Annotated in this window: 13 protein-coding genes; 6 read left to right on the forward strand and 7 right to left on the reverse strand. The window is 71.7% G+C overall.

Annotation, left to right across the window (positions count from 1 at the left end):
- The first annotated feature begins 12 nt into the window (after positions 1–12).
- Entirely contained in the window at positions 13–1,326 is a 1,314-nt protein-coding gene (locus LUU90_RS00800) for an APC family permease (RefSeq protein WP_275001290.1), read from the forward strand.
- Here the strand turns inward: LUU90_RS00800 and LUU90_RS00805 are convergent.
- Positions 1,268–2,707, reverse strand: coding sequence for a PLP-dependent aminotransferase family protein (locus LUU90_RS00805; protein ID WP_275001291.1), 1,440 nt, complete (start codon positions 2,705–2,707; stop codon positions 1,268–1,270). The two genes, LUU90_RS00800 and LUU90_RS00805, sit on opposite strands and share 59 nt — an antisense overlap.
- Before the next feature lie 113 nt (positions 2,708–2,820).
- On the opposite strand from LUU90_RS00805, the gene LUU90_RS00810 reads away from it, so the two are divergent.
- On the forward strand, positions 2,821–4,368 hold the full coding sequence (locus LUU90_RS00810; RefSeq protein WP_275001292.1) for a hypothetical protein: 1,548 nt from the start codon (positions 2,821–2,823) through the stop codon (positions 4,366–4,368).
- Between the two features lie 75 nt (positions 4,369–4,443).
- Entirely contained in the window at positions 4,444–5,076 is a 633-nt protein-coding gene (locus LUU90_RS00815; protein WP_275001293.1) for a metallophosphoesterase, read from the forward strand.
- A gap of 167 nt (positions 5,077–5,243) precedes the next feature.
- On the opposite strand, the gene LUU90_RS00820 is transcribed toward LUU90_RS00815, so the two are convergent.
- A complete protein-coding gene (locus LUU90_RS00820; RefSeq protein ID WP_275001294.1) occupies positions 5,244–5,474 on the reverse strand; it encodes an excisionase family DNA-binding protein in 231 nt (76 codons plus the stop codon).
- A gap of 580 nt (positions 5,475–6,054) precedes the next feature.
- Here LUU90_RS00820 and LUU90_RS00825 point away from each other — a divergent pair.
- The gene (locus tag LUU90_RS00825) at positions 6,055–6,786 is read left to right on the forward strand and encodes an SAM-dependent methyltransferase (RefSeq protein WP_275001295.1); all 732 of its coding nucleotides are present in this window, start codon (positions 6,055–6,057) and stop codon (positions 6,784–6,786) included.
- Between the two features lie 52 nt (positions 6,787–6,838).
- Here LUU90_RS00825 and LUU90_RS00830 read toward each other — a convergent pair whose 3' ends face one another.
- The 4 genes from LUU90_RS00830 to LUU90_RS00845 all read right to left on the reverse strand — a co-directional run bounded on the left by LUU90_RS00830 (position 6,839) and on the right by LUU90_RS00845 (position 13,494).
- Positions 6,839–7,588, reverse strand: coding sequence for a metallophosphoesterase family protein (locus tag LUU90_RS00830; protein ID WP_275001296.1), 750 nt, complete (start codon positions 7,586–7,588; stop codon positions 6,839–6,841).
- Positions 7,589–7,668: 80 nt separating this feature from the next.
- Positions 7,669–8,454, reverse strand: a complete 786-nt coding sequence (locus LUU90_RS00835; protein ID WP_275001297.1) for a hypothetical protein — start codon at positions 8,452–8,454, stop codon at positions 7,669–7,671.
- A gap of 245 nt (positions 8,455–8,699) precedes the next feature.
- On the reverse strand, positions 8,700–11,228 hold the full coding sequence (locus LUU90_RS00840) for a tetratricopeptide repeat protein (protein WP_275001298.1): 2,529 nt from the start codon (positions 11,226–11,228) through the stop codon (positions 8,700–8,702).
- A gap of 61 nt (positions 11,229–11,289) precedes the next feature.
- Positions 11,290–13,494 (reverse strand): DEAD/DEAH box helicase, encoded by a 2,205-nt coding sequence (locus LUU90_RS00845; RefSeq protein WP_275001299.1) that lies wholly within the window; start codon positions 13,492–13,494, stop codon positions 11,290–11,292.
- A 98-nt stretch (positions 13,495–13,592) separates the two neighbouring features.
- Between LUU90_RS00845 and LUU90_RS00850 the strand changes: the two genes are divergently transcribed.
- Complete coding sequence (locus tag LUU90_RS00850; RefSeq protein WP_275001300.1) at positions 13,593–14,249, forward strand: pyridoxamine 5'-phosphate oxidase family protein; 657 nt, start codon at positions 13,593–13,595, stop codon at positions 14,247–14,249.
- Positions 14,250–14,328: 79 nt separating this feature from the next.
- Here the strand turns inward: LUU90_RS00850 and LUU90_RS00855 are convergent, their stop codons facing one another.
- Positions 14,329–14,994, reverse strand: coding sequence for a GNAT family N-acetyltransferase (locus LUU90_RS00855; RefSeq protein ID WP_275001301.1), 666 nt, complete (start codon positions 14,992–14,994; stop codon positions 14,329–14,331).
- 524 nt (positions 14,995–15,518) lie between these two features.
- Here LUU90_RS00855 and LUU90_RS00860 point away from each other — a divergent pair.
- Positions 15,519–15,707, forward strand: coding sequence for a helix-turn-helix domain-containing protein (locus LUU90_RS00860; protein ID WP_275001749.1), 189 nt, complete (start codon positions 15,519–15,521; stop codon positions 15,705–15,707).
- Positions 15,708–15,713: the final 6 nt, after the last annotated feature.

Raw genomic sequence — 15,713 nt, forward strand, 5'->3', positions numbered from 1 at the left:
TAGCGTCAGGGCATGCAGAACGGACTCAGCGTTCCCCAGGGGGCCGCGCTCACCCTCGGTGCCATGCTCGGCACCGGTGTCATCTCCCTCCCGGCCCTCGCGGCGGGCGTAGCAGGCCCGGCGTCCCTGGTGGCGTGGGCGGCGCTCGTGCTCCTGTCCGTGCCGCTCGCCACGACGTTCGCCGCGCTCGGCGCACGGCACCCCGACGGCGGCGGCGTGGCCACGTACGCCCGGCTCGCGTTCGGTGAGCGGGCGTCGACCATGGTCGGCTGGGCGTTCTACGGAACCATCGGCGTGGGCGCTCCCGCCGCCGCGGGCTTCGCCGGCGCGTACGTCGCCGACGCGACCGGCGGCGGTACCGGCACGGCGCTGGCCACCACGGTCGCCATCATCGCGGTGTGCGCGGTCATGAACTGGTTCGACCTGCGGGTGTCCGGCACGGCGCAGCTCGTCATCGCCGGGGCGGTGGCGCTCCTGCTGGCGGTCGCCGTGGTCGTGGCGCTGCCGCATGCCCAGGTCGGTCACCTCACGCCGTTCGCCCCGCACGGCTGGGGCGCGGTGGGCTCCGCGGCGGCGCTGCTGGTCTGGGCCTTCGCCGGCTGGGAGATCCTCGGCTCGCTCTCCGCCGAGTACCGCGACCCGGCCCGGGACATCCCCCGCGCGACGGCCATCGCGGTGGGGGCCGTCGGCGTCCTGTACCTGGGCGTGGCGTTCGCGACGGTGGCGGTGCTCGGTCCGGCGCCTGGTCCCGCACCGCTCTCGGACCTGCTCGTGCTCGGGTTCGGGGAGAACGCGCGGCCCGTCACCACGGTGCTGGCCGTGCTGCTGACCGTCGGCGCGATCAACGTCTACTTCGCGGGCGGCAGCCGGATGGGCGCCGCGCTCGCCCGTGACGGCGCGCTCCCGCGATGGCTCGCCACCGCGCCGGGCCGCACCCCGCGCCGGTCCCTGGCGCTCATCACCGCGGTCGCCCTCGGCACGACAGCGCTGCTCGCCGCCCTGCACCAGTCCACCGACGCGATAGTGCTCATGGCGACGGCCACGTTCTCCCTGCTCTACGTGGTGGGCACTGCCGCGGCGCTGCGGCTCCTGCCGCGGCGGGGCATCGGCTGGTGGAGCGCGGCCGTGTCACTGGTCGCGGCGACCGGTCTGCTCGTGATGACCGGGCCGCACATGACGGGACCGGTCCTGGCCGCACTGGGCGGCCTGGCCTGGGCGACGTGGCGCCGGCGGCGGGCACGCGTCACGGCGGGGGCCACACCGGCGGTCACACCGGCGGGCACGCCGTCAGCAGACGCTCCAGCACCCGAATACCTGGCCGGATAGTGCTCGTGACCGCGCCCCCGAACCCGAGCACCACTCCGTCGCGATACGGACCCACCGCGTAGGTGCCGAGGGAGTCCAGGACGACCGACCGCCGTCGGGCACGCGCCACCAGCTCCCGCGAGTCCAGCAGTGCGTCCGCGGGCAGGTGGGCGGCCACATGCAGGCCCGCCGCCGTCGGCACCGGCTCGACCGGGAGGTCCGTCAGGGCGTCGAGCAGGATCTCGTACCGCTCGGTGTAGCGCGCCGAGGCCTTGCGGACGTGGCGGGCCAGCAGCCCGTCGTCGATGAAGCGCGCGAGCGCCGCCTGCACGTGCACGGCGCCGTGGCCGTCGGTGAGCTGGCGGGCGGCGAGCAGCGCGTCCCGGAGCGACGGCGGCGCCACCAGGTACCCGACACGCAGGCTGGGCAGCAGCGACTTCGAGAAGGTGCCGACGTAGACGACGCGGCCGTCCCGGTCGAGGGCCTGCAACGACTCCAGCGGACGGCGGGCGCGGCGGAACTCGCTGTCGTAGTCGTCCTCGATCACCGCTGCCCCGTGGCGTGCGGCGTGTGCGAGCAGGGCCCGTCGCCGGGCGAGCGACAGCGGCATCCCGAGCGGGAACTGGTGCGACGGCGTGGTGTAGACCAGACGTGCCTGCGCCGGGATCTCGTCGACGACCAGCCCCTCCGCGTCGACGGGCACCGGTACCACCCGGGCCCCGTGCAGCGCGAAGAGCTCCCGCGCCTCCGGGTAGCCCGGGTCCTCCATGGCGACGACGTCCCCCGGTTCGAGCAGCACGCGTGCCACCAGGTCGAGTGCCTGCTGGGAGCCGGTCGTCGCGATGACGTCGTCGGGCCCGGTGCGGACCCCGCGGGAGCCTGCCACGTAGCGAGCGACGGCCTCCCGGAACCGGGGCAGGCCCGCGGGGCCGGAGTACGAGCCCGCCGCGCGGCCGGCGGCGCGGGACTCCGCGACCAGGAGGCGGCGCCAGGTGTCGAACGGGAAGAGGCTCGCGTCCGGGATACCCACCCGGAAGTCGTGTGCGGGGACGGCCGCGTCGCCGCTCGTCGGATACGGGGACCACCGCCAGCCCGCGCGGGGACGCAGCGCGCCCGGACGGTGCCGCACGGGTGGGATGTCGCTCGCCGCCGCCGTGGCGTACGTGCCCGACCCTGCCCGCGTCTCCAGGAAACCCTCCCCGACGAGCCGTTCGTAGGCCTCCGTGACGCTCGCGCGCGAGACGCCGAGGTCCCTGGCGAGGTCCCGGGTCGAGGGCAGCCGCTCCCCTGCCGGGATCCGGCCCCCGGTCAGGGCCGCGTGCAGCGCGCGGTAGATGGCATCGGTGCGTCCGGTGCGCTGGCTCAGATCGACGGCGAGGTCCACCTGCCGATCATGGCTCATCCCGGCGGCCATGACAGCCGTTCGTTACGGTTCGGACTCATCGGGGCAATTCACCCTGCTTGATCAGGCCTTTCGCCATTTCAGTGCAAAAGGAGCCCCTAGCATCGCGGCTCATGAGCATTCAACCCGCGCCGCCGACGCCCCTCGCCGAGGAGCCGGCCGACGCAGTAAGCGACGCCGACGGCGAGGCTCCGCCGCCCACGTCGCCCCAGGACGCCGACGGCGCCCTTCCCTCCCCGGCTCGCCCGCTGACCGCCGCCCTGCTCAACCTGAGCGGACTAGGCCTCGGCTACCTGCACCTGCGGGCGTGGCTCCGCCTGGTCGTCGCCCTGGCCGCGACGGCGGGTCTGGTCTGGGTCGCGCTGCCGATCGAGCGTGAGCCGCTCGACGCCTGGTGGGCGGTGGGCTACCTCGGCGTGCTCGGCGTGCTCGCGCTCGACGCCGCGCTCCTCGCGCGGCGTCGGGCCCGGCGCGAGGTACGGCGTCCGACCCTGTGGTCGCCGGGTGCCGCAAGGCGGGTCGCATGGGTGACGCTCGCGGTCGTGCCTCTGCTGGGCGCCGCGTACGTGGTGACGCAGAACGAGGTGCTGGAACAGCACCTCGCCCACGACCTCGACCAGGCGGCGGAGAGCCTGGACGGGAGGCCCAGCGTCTTCGGGCCGTACGAGGACGTCTACGACGGTGCGTACGCGACCTATGTCCGGACCGCCACCGAGCACCCGCACACGCGCGCTGCTGACCGGGTTTCGGGTCTCATCGACGACCTGTACACGCAGTCCAAGGGCAACGACATCTGCAACGCCGTCGCGGCCGTGCGGCACTTCGCAAAGCCCGCGACGGCAGGACCGCTGCGGGCCGTCGCCCAGGAGGAGCTCCCGGGCGCCCTCCACGACTGCGGCCTGCGTTCCACGGAGCGCGGCGTGTTCGCCAGCGCTCGCCCCATGCTGGCCGAGCTGCTGGCTGATCATCCTGCGAGCGGCCCCGCCCAGAACCTGCCCCAGGAGCTGGCGGTGTGGCGGGACGGCCTCGTCAAGAAGCTGACGAGCAAGGGCGGCTGCACCGACACGAGGCAGGCGACCGCGTCGACGTCATTCCTCGCGGGGTTCGACTCCGGCAAGATCAATGCCCTGGCGGACAAAGCCCGCACCCAGATTCCGGCAGGCCTGCTCAAGTGTGGCGTGGCGCAGCTCAAGAACGAGCAGTACACGGCGGCGCTCCAAAACCTGGACGTACTGCTCGAGACGTATCCCAGGGCCAAGGAGGCGGACTACGCAGAGCAGGTCCGGATCGCCGCGGGCATCGCGTACCTGGACCCCAAGGCGGGCGTTCGGCTCCCGGCACGTGATGAACCCGAAGGAACGGTCAGGCTGACCGTCTTCAACTACAGCCCGGAACCGTTCGAGATGGTCTACACGGGGCCCGCAACGGGTACCGTCGTGATCGAGGGGTGCGAGGACTGCGTCCTGTACGAGAAGGGCGACCAGCCCGAGTGCACGGGTTACTCCCTGACGGCCCCGAGCAAGACGGTCACGATCCCGGCAGGCGAATACCTGACGTCCACCCGTCGCGACGGTGTCATGGTCGGCTGGCGCGGCGAGAGTGTCCAGCGGGTGAGCTACACCGCCGACGACGGACTCTGCACCTGGGCCAACAAGGACTGAGCTCGGGTATGACCGCTCCCGCGCCGCCTAATTCGGTTCCCCGGCGGCGCGGGAGCCTGTTGAATGCGTTCCGACATGACTACGTACTTCACGTCCGACCAGCACTTTGGTCACCTGAACATCATCCGCTTCTGCGACCGCCCCTTCTCCGGCGTGCCCGCCATGAACGCCCGGCTCGCCCAGCTCTGGAACGAGACCGTCTTCGACGACGACACCGTGTGGATGCTGGGCGACGTCGCCCTGGGCGCGCTCGACGAGTCGCTCGCCACCGTCGGCCGGCTGGCCGGACGCAAGATCCTGGTACCCGGCAACCACGACCGCTGCTGGGAGGGTGAGCGCGCGCTGCGCAAGGGCGACCCGGAGGCTCGCGAGCGGCGGCGCGCCAAGGAACGACAGCGCTACCTGGACGCGGGCTTCGCCGAGGTCCACGACCGGCCCGACCCGGTCGCCGTCGGCGGGGTGAGCGTCGTGCTGTCGCACTTCCCGTACGAGGGCGACTCGCACGGCGAGGACCGGTTCGTGGAGTACCGCCCCGTGGACCGAGGCGCCTGGGTGGTGCACGGTCACGTGCACAACACCTGGCGGCAGCGCGGCCGGCAGATCAACGTCGGCGTCGACGCGTGGGGCGGGCGGCCCGTGCCCGCGGAGAGCATCGCCGAACTGCTGGCCGATGGCCCACGCGACCTGGAACCGCTGGGCTGGCGGTGACCCGGATGCCCCGGGTGACCCGGGTAGAGCCACGCTCGACATGACAAGAGCGCACGTTCTCAGGTGATGAACGTGCGCTCAGGCGTCAGGGTGCGCGGCGTCGCCGGTGTGCGAGGCACGCGCACTGCGTCAGCGGAAGCGCCAGGGCGCCAACCGCCGCGCGGGGGTCATGCGGATACGAGGGACTCCGAGTCGCGGTGCTCGCGGTCCGACTTGTAGGACGCGATCTCCGCTGCGTTGAACATCAGGTCGCTGCCGACCATGTGGTAGTCGATCTCACCTGCCTCGAGAAGGTCGATGACGTGCAGCTTCGACACTCCCAGCAGACGCGCGGCTTCGAGCGCCGTCAGATCCTGGTGCGGTCGGTTGACTTCTGCTTCCAATGTGATTTCGTTCACACGCCTAGTCTTGCGCCTCGACGCCGCAGGAGTCCAGTCGAATCGGTGCGAGTTTCAAGATTCGAGCATGATTCTTTTCTTCCCTGACGCGCAAGGGCGTGGAAGAGGCCGTCAAAGCAGCGCAGACAACTCGGGCATTCCACATGCCGGTCCGCTCAAACACGCGCTTTGTTTGCGCTCACTCGAAACACCGCGGACGGCGGCCGGAGAGAATGAGCGTGTCAAAGACTTTCACCCGGCCCGTAAATGGTGGGTGTGACATCAGATGGACGGTTAGTTGCGTGAGCATCCCGTAGTTATTTTGTGCTCATCAATAGCAGACTGCCGCGAGAGCCGCCGGTTCCGGCCCTTGCTGCACCTCCGTCACGCGCCGACACGCCGGTGACCCGCTCCCGTCAAGGCGCAATTGCTTCGCAGCGCTGTGCGTTCGACTACCACTTTTCGGGCGCCACGTGGCAAGATCCCATTCACCCGTCGGAACGCGCTCGACCTCTCCAGAAAATGGCTTCCGAAGAGATCTGAATTAGCGCGACCCACCATGTGTGGGCCCCTTCCGGCGACGAACGTTCAGGAGCGCCCTGTGCCTAGCGAACCGATTCTGCTCACCTCGCACGAGTCCCACGTATCAGCGAAGAACGAGGTGACCTACGACGGGAGCGCAGCGCTCTACCGGAGGCACGCCCCGGCCCGCTATGCCGGCAACGACGTGTGGCTCCTGCCGATCCTTGCCACACTCGACAGCCGGCCGGGGGCGCGTGCCCTGGACGTCGGCAGCGCGGTCGGGACCAACTCGTTCTACCTCGCCAAGCACGGGTATGCGGTGACCGGGATCGAGTCGAGCTCAGAGATGGTCTCTGCGGCCCGTGCGGCCTCTGGGAGCGGTGGGCTCGACAACCGCCCCAGGTTCATCCGCCAGGACTTCTGCACCTGGGTGCCGGACGAGCCTCTGTTCGAGCTGGTCCTGGCGACCGCCTTCGTCCACCTCTTCACACCACCCTTGGACCGGGACATCACGGACGCGCTCCTCTATCACGTGGCGCCGGGCGGTGCGGCGATCATCTCGACCACGCTCGAAGCGCAGCATTCCCAGGCCCTGCGCTCGAAGCTCGACAGCCAGAACCCGGCACCTGGACAGCCCTTGAGCGACCTGCGGTGGCGGAACCACTACACGAGGGCGACGTTCCGCAACCTGGTGGAGCGGGTCGCGATCGGTCGGTTCGGTGCGACATGCACGGTGGAGGAACATAGGTCACAGGATCCGGAGAGACCGGAAAAGGTCTGGTCCGACATCGTCGTGAAGCGACCTTCCTGAGCCGTTGGCCACGGCCGGAGGCACAGAGCGGCACCTGCGCCTCCGGCTGACCTCACAGGGGGGCGAGCGCACGCCGGTAGACCGCCGTACGAAGCTCGGCGGCGTAGGGCTCGAGGGCCGGCATACCGAGACGTGCGGCGGCAGCGATCTCGGCCTCGATGTCGTACGGCACCCGGACGAGCTGCAGCCCGAACGGTGCCTGGTCCGGCTCGTCCACGACACCCTCCAGGATCGCGTAGCTGGGAACAGGCTCGTCCAGCGGGTTGCCCACGCTGCCCACGTTGAACAGGGTCCGGCCCCGCTCCACCTCGACGAAGGTCTCGTGGATGTCGCCGTAGCCGACCATGGACGGGGGTGGACCATCCCCCGTCATCGCGGTGCTGGCGAACATCCCCGCGAACTCCTCTGCCGTGTGCTTGGCACGCACCCGCACGTGGGGGCTGGTCGCAGACGCGTGGAACAGCCTGATATGCCGCCCGCTGACCAGCAGGTCGTGGCTCATCGGTAGCGCCATCAGCCAGTCGCGCTGATCCGGGCGAAGCTCGTCGCGCCACCAGGTCATCTCCGGTGCCGAGTCGCCGCTCCACACGGGCAGATGATCGTCCCAGTTGCCCCGGATGTTGACGTCACACACCTTGTCGCACCGATCGACGACCTCACCGCCTCGCGGGCCCTTTCCCACGAAGTCACCGAGGTTGATGATCCGCTCGACGCCGCGCGCCTCGATGTCGTCGAGCACCGCCTCGAGTGCGGTGAGGTTGCCGTGCACGTCGCTGATCAGGGCGATCTTTTCCAAGGGCATCGCTGGATGATGCCACACGCTTTCCGGGCAGCGCCGCTGAAGGCATCGTCACGCTCGTCCACCCGAACGCGTGCACCAGCTCAGGCCGAGCCGGCACTCGCCAGCTGGTACCCGATCAGCCGGTCCACCTCGTGCAGGATGTGCGAGACGTACGGCCGGTTGTCCCGGGGGCCATCGAACCCGGACACGACCAGGCGGATCCAGGCGGGACGGCGACGGAAGACATGGAACTCCATGTAGCCCTTCGGCCGGTCCGACCAGGGGTCGGCGATCGTCGCACTGTGCTGCACCCAGGCTTGGTAGGTGTGCAGGCGCACCTCGCCGTTCTCACCGTCCTCGCCGAACCGGTGAGCGAGCGCCGTAATGGTCGCGTGCGCTTTCTCCACCCGGTCCACGAACGCGTACTCGTCATAGAAGTCGTCCAGCAGGCCACGTACGCGCCGGTGCGCACGCAGCCAGCGTGGATCCACCATCACGAAGTCGACCCGGACACCCCGGCCTACCGCCTCGACGACGTGGTCGACGTCCTTCGTGACACCGGTCAGCCCGACCCCGAAGCAGACCACATGTTCCTCCGCCGACCTCCAGACGTCGTGGGCATCGGTCTCCCGGCTGTAGTCACCACCTACCGCATCGATACCCCGCATCCGATGCCGCTCCTGGTCTCGACGCCGCGACGACTCGATCACTTCGCGATACACCCATAGGGGCGCAACGAACACGACCACTGCCGTCATGCTGTAGACGATGACCTGGGCCGTCCGTTCAGGGATGACATCCGGCACGAAGGTCAGGGCGAGATTCGACGCGACACCGAGCGCAACGACGGCCAGACCACCCCTTGCCCATGCTCCCTGCTCCGTCATGACGCAACACCCGGGTGCTCACCCTGACCTCCCCGTGCGACACACCCGTCGGCAGGAGGATGACAGCCGGCCGGCACCAGGTGCCCGCGGTACACCGCGACAACCAGGAGGCCTGCGCGTGCCCAACGCTGCATGTGGACCACCCCAGCCGTCTCCACGCACATCTCCCGGCCCCCGGGCCGCCAGGTTAGGGCAATGTGTTCGTAAAGTCTAGCTATTTTCGGACAGCGCACCCGACCATCTGGTCATCCCCCAGGTGCCCCGCCCAGCTCCTCCGCCTCGCCCCGCGCCCGCCGCGCCTCGTCGAACCGCTCCTGGTCGTGCAGTGCGAGCGCCAGCACCCGCAGCGCCTCCGCGAGCCGCGGTGCGTACCTCGGCGCGTTCTCCGCGGCGAGCTCCCGCAGGAGCGTCACCGCCTCGCTCGCAGGTTCCACCGCCTCGTCACCGAGCCGCAGGACCGCGAAGATCGAGCTCAGGTTCGTCAGCGACTGCGCCAGCCAGGGCCGGTAGCGGTGCGGGTCGCCGCCGGCCAGCTCACGCCAGGTCCTGGTCGCCTCGCGCTCCGCGTTGAGAGCATCCTGCGGCCGGTCCAGGCGGGAGTAGGTCACGCCGAGGGCGGACAGAGCCTCGGCCAGCCCGGCCACGTACCGTCCGGGATTGCCGGCGGCGAGCCGCCGCCGCACCTCGACCGCCTCCTGCTGCAGCCCGAGGCCCTCGTCCCGCCGTCCGAGGTCCGAGAGCTGCGTGCCCAGCGCCTGGAGCGAGTATGCGAGGTCCGCCAGGTACCGGCCGGGATTCTCCTCGGCCGTCCGGCGCCGGATCTCGACCGCCTCCTCGAGATATCGCAGCGACTCCTGACCCCGATCCTGGTCCCTGAGCACGCTACCCATGACCTCGAGGGAGTCGCCCAGCGCCGACAGGTGCTCGTCCGGGTCGGCGGCGGCCAGCCGACGCCGGATCTCCAGCGACTCCTCGGCGGCCTGCCACGCCTCCGCCCCCCGGCCGAGCTCCAGCAGCCGCCGGGCCACGTTCATCAGGGACAGCGCCAGCGCCGCCGTGAACCGGTCGGGGTGGCGGCCCGCGATCCCGCGCCAGAGCTCCACCGCCTCCCGGCTCGGCGCGAGCGCGGCCAGCGGCTTGCCCAGCTCCGCGAACGTCACGGCGAGGTTCGACACCGCTGTCGTCAGGTCGAGCGTCACCACGCCGGGGTGGTCGGCATCGACGAGCCGGAGCAGCTCGACCGCCTCCTCCTCGCACCGCAGCGCCTCCTGCGGCCGTCCTTGGTCGGAGAAGGTGGTGCCCATGTTCGCGAGCAGCGCGGCCAGGCGCGGCCGGAACCGGTGCGGGTCCGTCCCGGCCAGCTGGCGGAGCAGTGCGACGGCCTGCCGCTCGTACCGCTCGGCGTCCGCGGCGCGGCCCACCCCGCCGAGCGCCACGCCGACGTCGCCCAGGGCCTCGGCGCGGCACGCGGGGTCGCCGTCCGGGGTGACGGCGAGCGTGCGCAGCGTCAGCTCGGCGCGCAGCTCGCCCAGCGCGAGCGACGGGTGCGGCAGCGCCCCGGTGACGGAACGCAGCAGGTCACCGTCCTGCGGGAGAGCCGCGACCGTCGCCCCGAGCTGGTCGAGGGCTGCGCCCAGGTCCGCCGACCGGCCGTCCAGCCTGTCCGCGACGAGGCCGGCCACGCGCAGGGCTGCCCGCCGCGCCGTCGGCGCCGCCGCCCCCACGAGGCAGGCCCTGTGCAGCCGTGGCGTGTCCGTGAGCTCGCCCAGCAGGTGCGGATCCACCAGGCGCCGGGGCAGCGCCCGCTGCGGATCGAGCCCGAGCAGCCACCGCCCGACGTCGCCCTCCACGCCCGGACGCACACCCGGGACGACGTCCGCCACGCGACGCACGAGGTTCTCCGCCGCGTCCGCGGTGCGCACGCCGGTGAGCGTCGCCGCGGCGACCAGGCCATCGATGGCCTCCGCCAGGACCCCGGGCTCACCGAGCAGCCCGGCGTCCTCCGCCGAGCGGAACCAGGCCCAGCGCTCGTGCTCGAGCAGCTCCCCGAGAGCGTCGGACACGTCGACGGGCAGCGCGCCCCGCGGCTGCCGCGCCTGCGTGCGCAGGACGGCGCAGAGCGCGGCCGCGTGCAGGTCGAGCATCCGGGCCCCACCGGGCACCGAGGCGACGGCGACCCGCGGCACGGCGACACCGAGGGCCCGCGCGTAGGGCTCCACGAATGCGGTGACGAGCCGGGCGTCCACCTGCCCGGGGAACACCTCGGCGGGAAGGTCGTGCCCTGCCCGCGCCGGCTCGAGCAGGCTACGAACGGTCAGGTCGGTCGCGGCGAGCCGGTTGAACCACTGCCCGACCCCGCGCGCGACCAGCAGGATGCGGAGGGCACCGTTGCGGCCACGAGCAGCCTCCCGGAGGAGATCCGCGAGCGCAGGGCCGCGCGTCTCGGCGTCGTCGAGCACCAGGAGCGCGGGGGCGCCGTCCGGTACGGCGGCGAGCGCGGCGGGCTCGGCGCCGTCGGGCACGTCGAGGCAGGTCCAGCCGGCGAGGGCCATCGTGTGTGCCGCCTCGCGGGCGAGCCGCGTCTTCCCGACGCCGCGCGGGCCGCTGACCAGCCGGATCGCTACCGGCTCGTGGCCCGTGCACCAGTCGAGGAGCGCCGCGAGCTCGGTGGTGCGCCCGACGAACGGCACGACGCGTCGGGCCGGTGCGAGCAGCCGGCCGGGCGAGCGGGCGGGCGTGACCGTCGCACCGGTTGGTGACGTCAGCAGGGACACGACGTCAGTGAACCGCAATCCCGATCGAACCGGTTATCACACCCATATGGGTTGCCGACGGTCATCTCATGGTGCGGGTCAGCCGTTCCTGCTCCTCGGCGAGGATCGTCCGCGACAGGGACGTCTCGGTCGGCGCCGCGACGTCCACCGCCGACGGCGAGGCGTCGGTGATCTCCGACTGGCGGGCGAACTCCTCGAACAGCGCCGACTTGGACCCGAGGATCTCCATCATCCGCTGGTCCACGGACTGCTCGACGAGGAGCCGGTGCACCTGGACCGTGCGCGTCTGACCCATGCGGTGCGCGCGGGCGACGGCCTGCGCCTCGATGGTGGGCTTGACCTGTGGCTCGCAGAAGATGACCACGCTCGCGGCCTGCACGTTCAGGCCGACGCCCCCGGCGGTGATCTGGCTGACCAGCACGGAGGGCCCGCCCGGCTCGGACAGCGCGTCCACCATGGCCTGCCGCTCGTGCACGGGCACGGACCCGTTCAGCGGGCCGACCGCGAGGTCGCCGAGCAGGTCCATCACCTTCTCCAGGACCGACAGGAAGTACGAGAAGACGATGACGCGGCGGCCGCCGTCGACGGCCTCGGTGACCAGCTCCCGCAGGCGCACCAGCTTCGCGGACTCGGCGGCGTCGGACACCGCGAAGGCGGCCTGCCGCATCGCCATGAAGTTCCCCGCGAGCACGGCGTCACGGTAGGCGGCGCCGTCCACGGGGCCGAACTGCTCCCACTCCTCGACCTGCACCATCTCGGGCAGCTCGGTGAGCACGTCTTCCTGGTTGCGCCGCAGGTAGGCGGGCGCGACGATCCGCCGGAAGGCCCTGGCTCCGGACAGGTCGGCGTTCGGGTCGAGCTGTCCGGCGACCTCGGGCTGCAGATAGCCCACCATGTTCTTGAACTCGGCGACCTTGTTCTCCATCGGCGTGCCGGACAGGAACAGGACACGCTCGGACCGGTCCGCCCAGCGCCGCACCTCGCGGCCGCGGATCGTGTCGGGGTTCTTCACGTAGTGCGCCTCGTCCACGACCAGGAGCGCCGGTGCGAGGTCGTACGGCAGGTCCAGCCGGCCCAGCACCTCGAACGTCGTGATCGCGACACCACCGCCGTCGAGCCAGACGGCCGCTGTCTTCTCCCGGTCGTTGCCGTGCATCACGACCGCCGTCAGGTCGGAGTGCTGCTCCACCTCGCGCTTCCAGTTCGTGACGACGCTCGCCGGGCACACGACCAGCACGTGCGTGCCGCCCGTGGCCACGAGGTGGGCGGCCACGGCGATCGACTGCATGGTCTTGCCCAGGCCCATCTCGTCGCCGAGGATCGTGCGGCGCTGCACCAGCGCGTACTTGGCGCCGAACTGCTGGTAGCCGCGCAGGTTGGCGCGCAGCAGGGTCCGGTCCAGCGGCTGCGCCTCGACCCGCCGCACGACGTCCGCGGGCAGGCCGCCCTCGGCGGCCTCGTGGTCGTCGCCGAGGTCCACGACCTGCGACAGCAACCCGTAGTACTCCGCCGACCGGGCCTCGAAGTCCGCCCACACCTCCGCGGCCTCCGGCGGCTGCCCGACGGCGGCGCGCACCGCCCGCGCGTCGTCCGTGAGGCGTGCGACGGCCACCAGGTCCGCGAGCGCGGAGACCGCAGCGAAGGCCGCGGCCTTGCGGTCGCCGGGCGCGAGCAAGCGGCGCCAGACGTTCGTGGCGAGGGCGGCGGGTTCCAGCTGCCCCGGTACGACGGCGGCCACGCGGCGCGCCTCGTCCAGGTGGCGGTGGCGGGCGTCGGTGGCCAGGCCGAACGCGTACAGGGTCTGGACGAGCACCGTGGCGTACGGGTCGTCGGGATCGACGTCGATGCGGAACCGCAGGTCGGCGTCCACCTCGTCGGCGAGCTCGCGCGCCGCGCTGGTGGCGAGCTTCGCCGTCCCGGCGCCGATACCCGCCTCGACGAGCCGGTCGGTGCCCGCCATGAGCACCTGCGTGACGTGCTTGAACCCGGCCTTCTCCAGGACAGCCACCCGCAGCTTCTTGCGCCGCTCCTCCAGTGCTGCGACGCCGACCGTGCGCAGGTCGGCGTGCACGCGTACCTCACGGGTGGCCGTGTAGGCGTCGCGGACGTGCTCGCGCAGGCCGACGTCCGCGGTGGTGAGGAGCCGGGCGTCGTCGAGCAGCGCCTGGGCCTGCTCCACGACGCGGCGGGCCGCTCGCGCCTTCCAGGGCCGGGGCGGACCGGCTGGGGCATCTGCTGGGCTGGGGAGGGTCGTCTGCTCGGTCATGGCGCTGCGAGCGTACCCGGATGGTCTGACATGCCCCATTCGCCTGGTGCGCGATAGTTCACTGGTCGTGACCGGCGTGCCCGGCCTATGTTGAGGCCATGACCCACGAGCTGAGCAGCCGGCCGAGCAGGTTCGGCGGAACGACCGTCACGAGCGTCGAGGAGCTCCGCGAGATCATCCCGCCGCCCCTCGGCCCTGCCGCCGGCAAGGTGCGGACGGCCCTCCACGACCTCGACCGGCAGTGGCTCGAGGCCTCGCCCCTGTGCCTGGTCGCGACGTCGGACGCCGACGGCAACCTCGACGTCTCCCCGAAGGGCGACCCGGCCGGCTCGCTGGTGCGCATCCTGGACGACCGCACCATCGCCATCCCGGAGCGCCCCGGCAACCGGCGCACCGACGGGTACCTCAACGTGCTCGAGAACCCGCACGTGGGACTGATCTTCGTGATCCCGGGCCGGGGCGACACGCTGCGGGTCAACGGCTCGGCCCGCATCGTCCGCGACGCGCCGTACCTCGCGGAGCTCCAGGTGCGCCGCAACCTCCCCGTGCTCGCCCTCGAGATCGACGTCGAGGAGGTCTTCCACCACTGCTCCAAGGCGTTCCTGCGCTCCAAGGCGTGGGACCCCGACGCGTGGGACCCGGAGTCGGTGCCCCGCCGCGCCGTGATCGCGCACACCCTGGAACGTCCGGAACAGACCCTCGCGGAGGTCGAGCAGCACTACGGCCCGCAGTACGTCGAGACGATCTACGGCTGAGCGGCCAGGATCTGAGCGGTTAGGACCTGAGCGGTTAGGACCTGAGCGGTTAGGACCTGAGCGGTTAGGACCTGAGCGGTTAGGACCGAGGGTCCATCTCGAGCATCGCCCGGACCGGGGCCACACCCTCCAGGGTGACGTCCAGGCGGTGCCCGTCCGGGCGCGCAGCCCACGCCTCACGCGTCATGCGGTACCGGTTCTCGGTGGCGGGCTCGCCCTGCCGTTCCTGCCGCACAACGCCGTTCGGCGCGTAGCCGAGCGCACGCGTCACCCCGTTCGACTCCGGGTTGTCGTCGAACGCCTCCGTCGTGGCGTCGGCGGCGTCGAACCCCTCGAAGAGCAGGTGCAGGGCCATCAAGCGCATCCGTTTGCCGATGCCCTGGCCCTGGTGGTCCAGGCCCAGCCACGAGCCGGTCCCGCCCGTCCGCGTCACGCCGAACGCCCTGCCGCCCACGCTCTGGATGCCGATCGGCTCCCCGTGCCGGAAGACCGCGAGCTCCAGCGCCCAGAGCTCGGGCGACATCTTCCCGCGCGCCGACCAGTGGAACTGCAGGAGACCGCGGCGCACCTCGGCCGGCTCTCCGAGGTTCCAGGGGAAGACGAACGGCCGCCGCTCGGGCGGGTGGATGCCGGCAACGGCGACGTCGGCCAGGCGGAGCAGCTCGGCGTCGTCGGGCAGGCGCAGCTCGAGGTCGCCGCAGACGACCCGGAGGCCGAACGGCGGGAAGGCGCTGGCAAGGTCCATCCACGAACCGTTCCAGGCCCGCTCGCGGCCGGGCAACCTGAATTCTGGACGGCGACGGCGACGGCGGGTCGGGCGACGGCGGGTCGGGCGACGGCGGGTCGGCTGTACCCAGGTGGAGGGTGCCAGGTGCCGCGAAATTCGTTCACCTGAGCCCCGCATGGTCGGTCCCAGCTGAACAGTTCAGGTGACGTGATCTTGCCGGGGCTCGGCTGAACGATTTTCGCGACACCCGGCACCCCTCGTCCGGGTATGCCCGACCCGGACGCGGCGGCCCAGGCTTCCAGACCTCCAGCCCTGTGGACGGCCTGACACGCCGCATCTGAATCGGCGGCACGCTGGACTCATGGCACGCACCAACTACGACCCGCTGGACCTGGACCCGCTCTTCGACGGCACCCTCGATCCCGACGTCGACGACGACGCGGACGCCGGGACCGCGATCCGGCCCCGCGCCGCGCCTGCGCCGCGACGGGCTGGCTCGCCTGTGCGCCGCGGCCATCCGGTTCGAGGCGGCCCGCCGGGGTCTGAGCCAGGGGCAGATCGCAGCCGAGGTCGGGCTGTCCCGCGCCGCCGTCTCCGACCGGTTTCGCGGGAGGACGCCCTGGACGCTCGACCAGGTCGGGGTGATCGCCGAGCTGTTCGGCTGCGACCCCGCGGTCCTCGTCAACGAGCCGCGCAAGCCGACACGGGACATGGCCGGCAACTACTGGTGAGCGCCG

The organism is Promicromonospora iranensis (genome assembly GCF_028994775.1).
In the GTDB taxonomy this organism is placed as follows: domain Bacteria; phylum Actinomycetota; class Actinomycetes; order Actinomycetales; family Cellulomonadaceae; genus Promicromonospora; species Promicromonospora iranensis_A.

Coding starts and splice junctions, on each gene's coding strand:
- LUU90_RS00800 (WP_275001290.1), top strand. CDS start 13: ATGCAGAACGGACTCAGCGTTCCCCAGGGGGCCGCGCTCACCCTCGGT.
- LUU90_RS00805 (WP_275001291.1), bottom strand. CDS start 2,707: ATGAGCCATGATCGGCAGGTGGACCTCGCCGTCGATCTGAGCCAGCGC.
- LUU90_RS00810 (WP_275001292.1), top strand. CDS start 2,821: ATGAGCATTCAACCCGCGCCGCCGACGCCCCTCGCCGAGGAGCCGGCC.
- LUU90_RS00815 (WP_275001293.1), top strand. CDS start 4,444: ATGACTACGTACTTCACGTCCGACCAGCACTTTGGTCACCTGAACATC.
- LUU90_RS00830 (WP_275001296.1), bottom strand. CDS start 7,588: ATGCCCTTGGAAAAGATCGCCCTGATCAGCGACGTGCACGGCAACCTC.
- LUU90_RS00835 (WP_275001297.1), bottom strand. CDS start 8,454: ATGACGGAGCAGGGAGCATGGGCAAGGGGTGGTCTGGCCGTCGTTGCG.
- LUU90_RS00845 (WP_275001299.1), bottom strand. CDS start 13,494: ATGACCGAGCAGACGACCCTCCCCAGCCCAGCAGATGCCCCAGCCGGT.
- LUU90_RS00850 (WP_275001300.1), top strand. CDS start 13,593: ATGACCCACGAGCTGAGCAGCCGGCCGAGCAGGTTCGGCGGAACGACC.
- LUU90_RS00855 (WP_275001301.1), bottom strand. CDS start 14,994: ATGGACCTTGCCAGCGCCTTCCCGCCGTTCGGCCTCCGGGTCGTCTGC.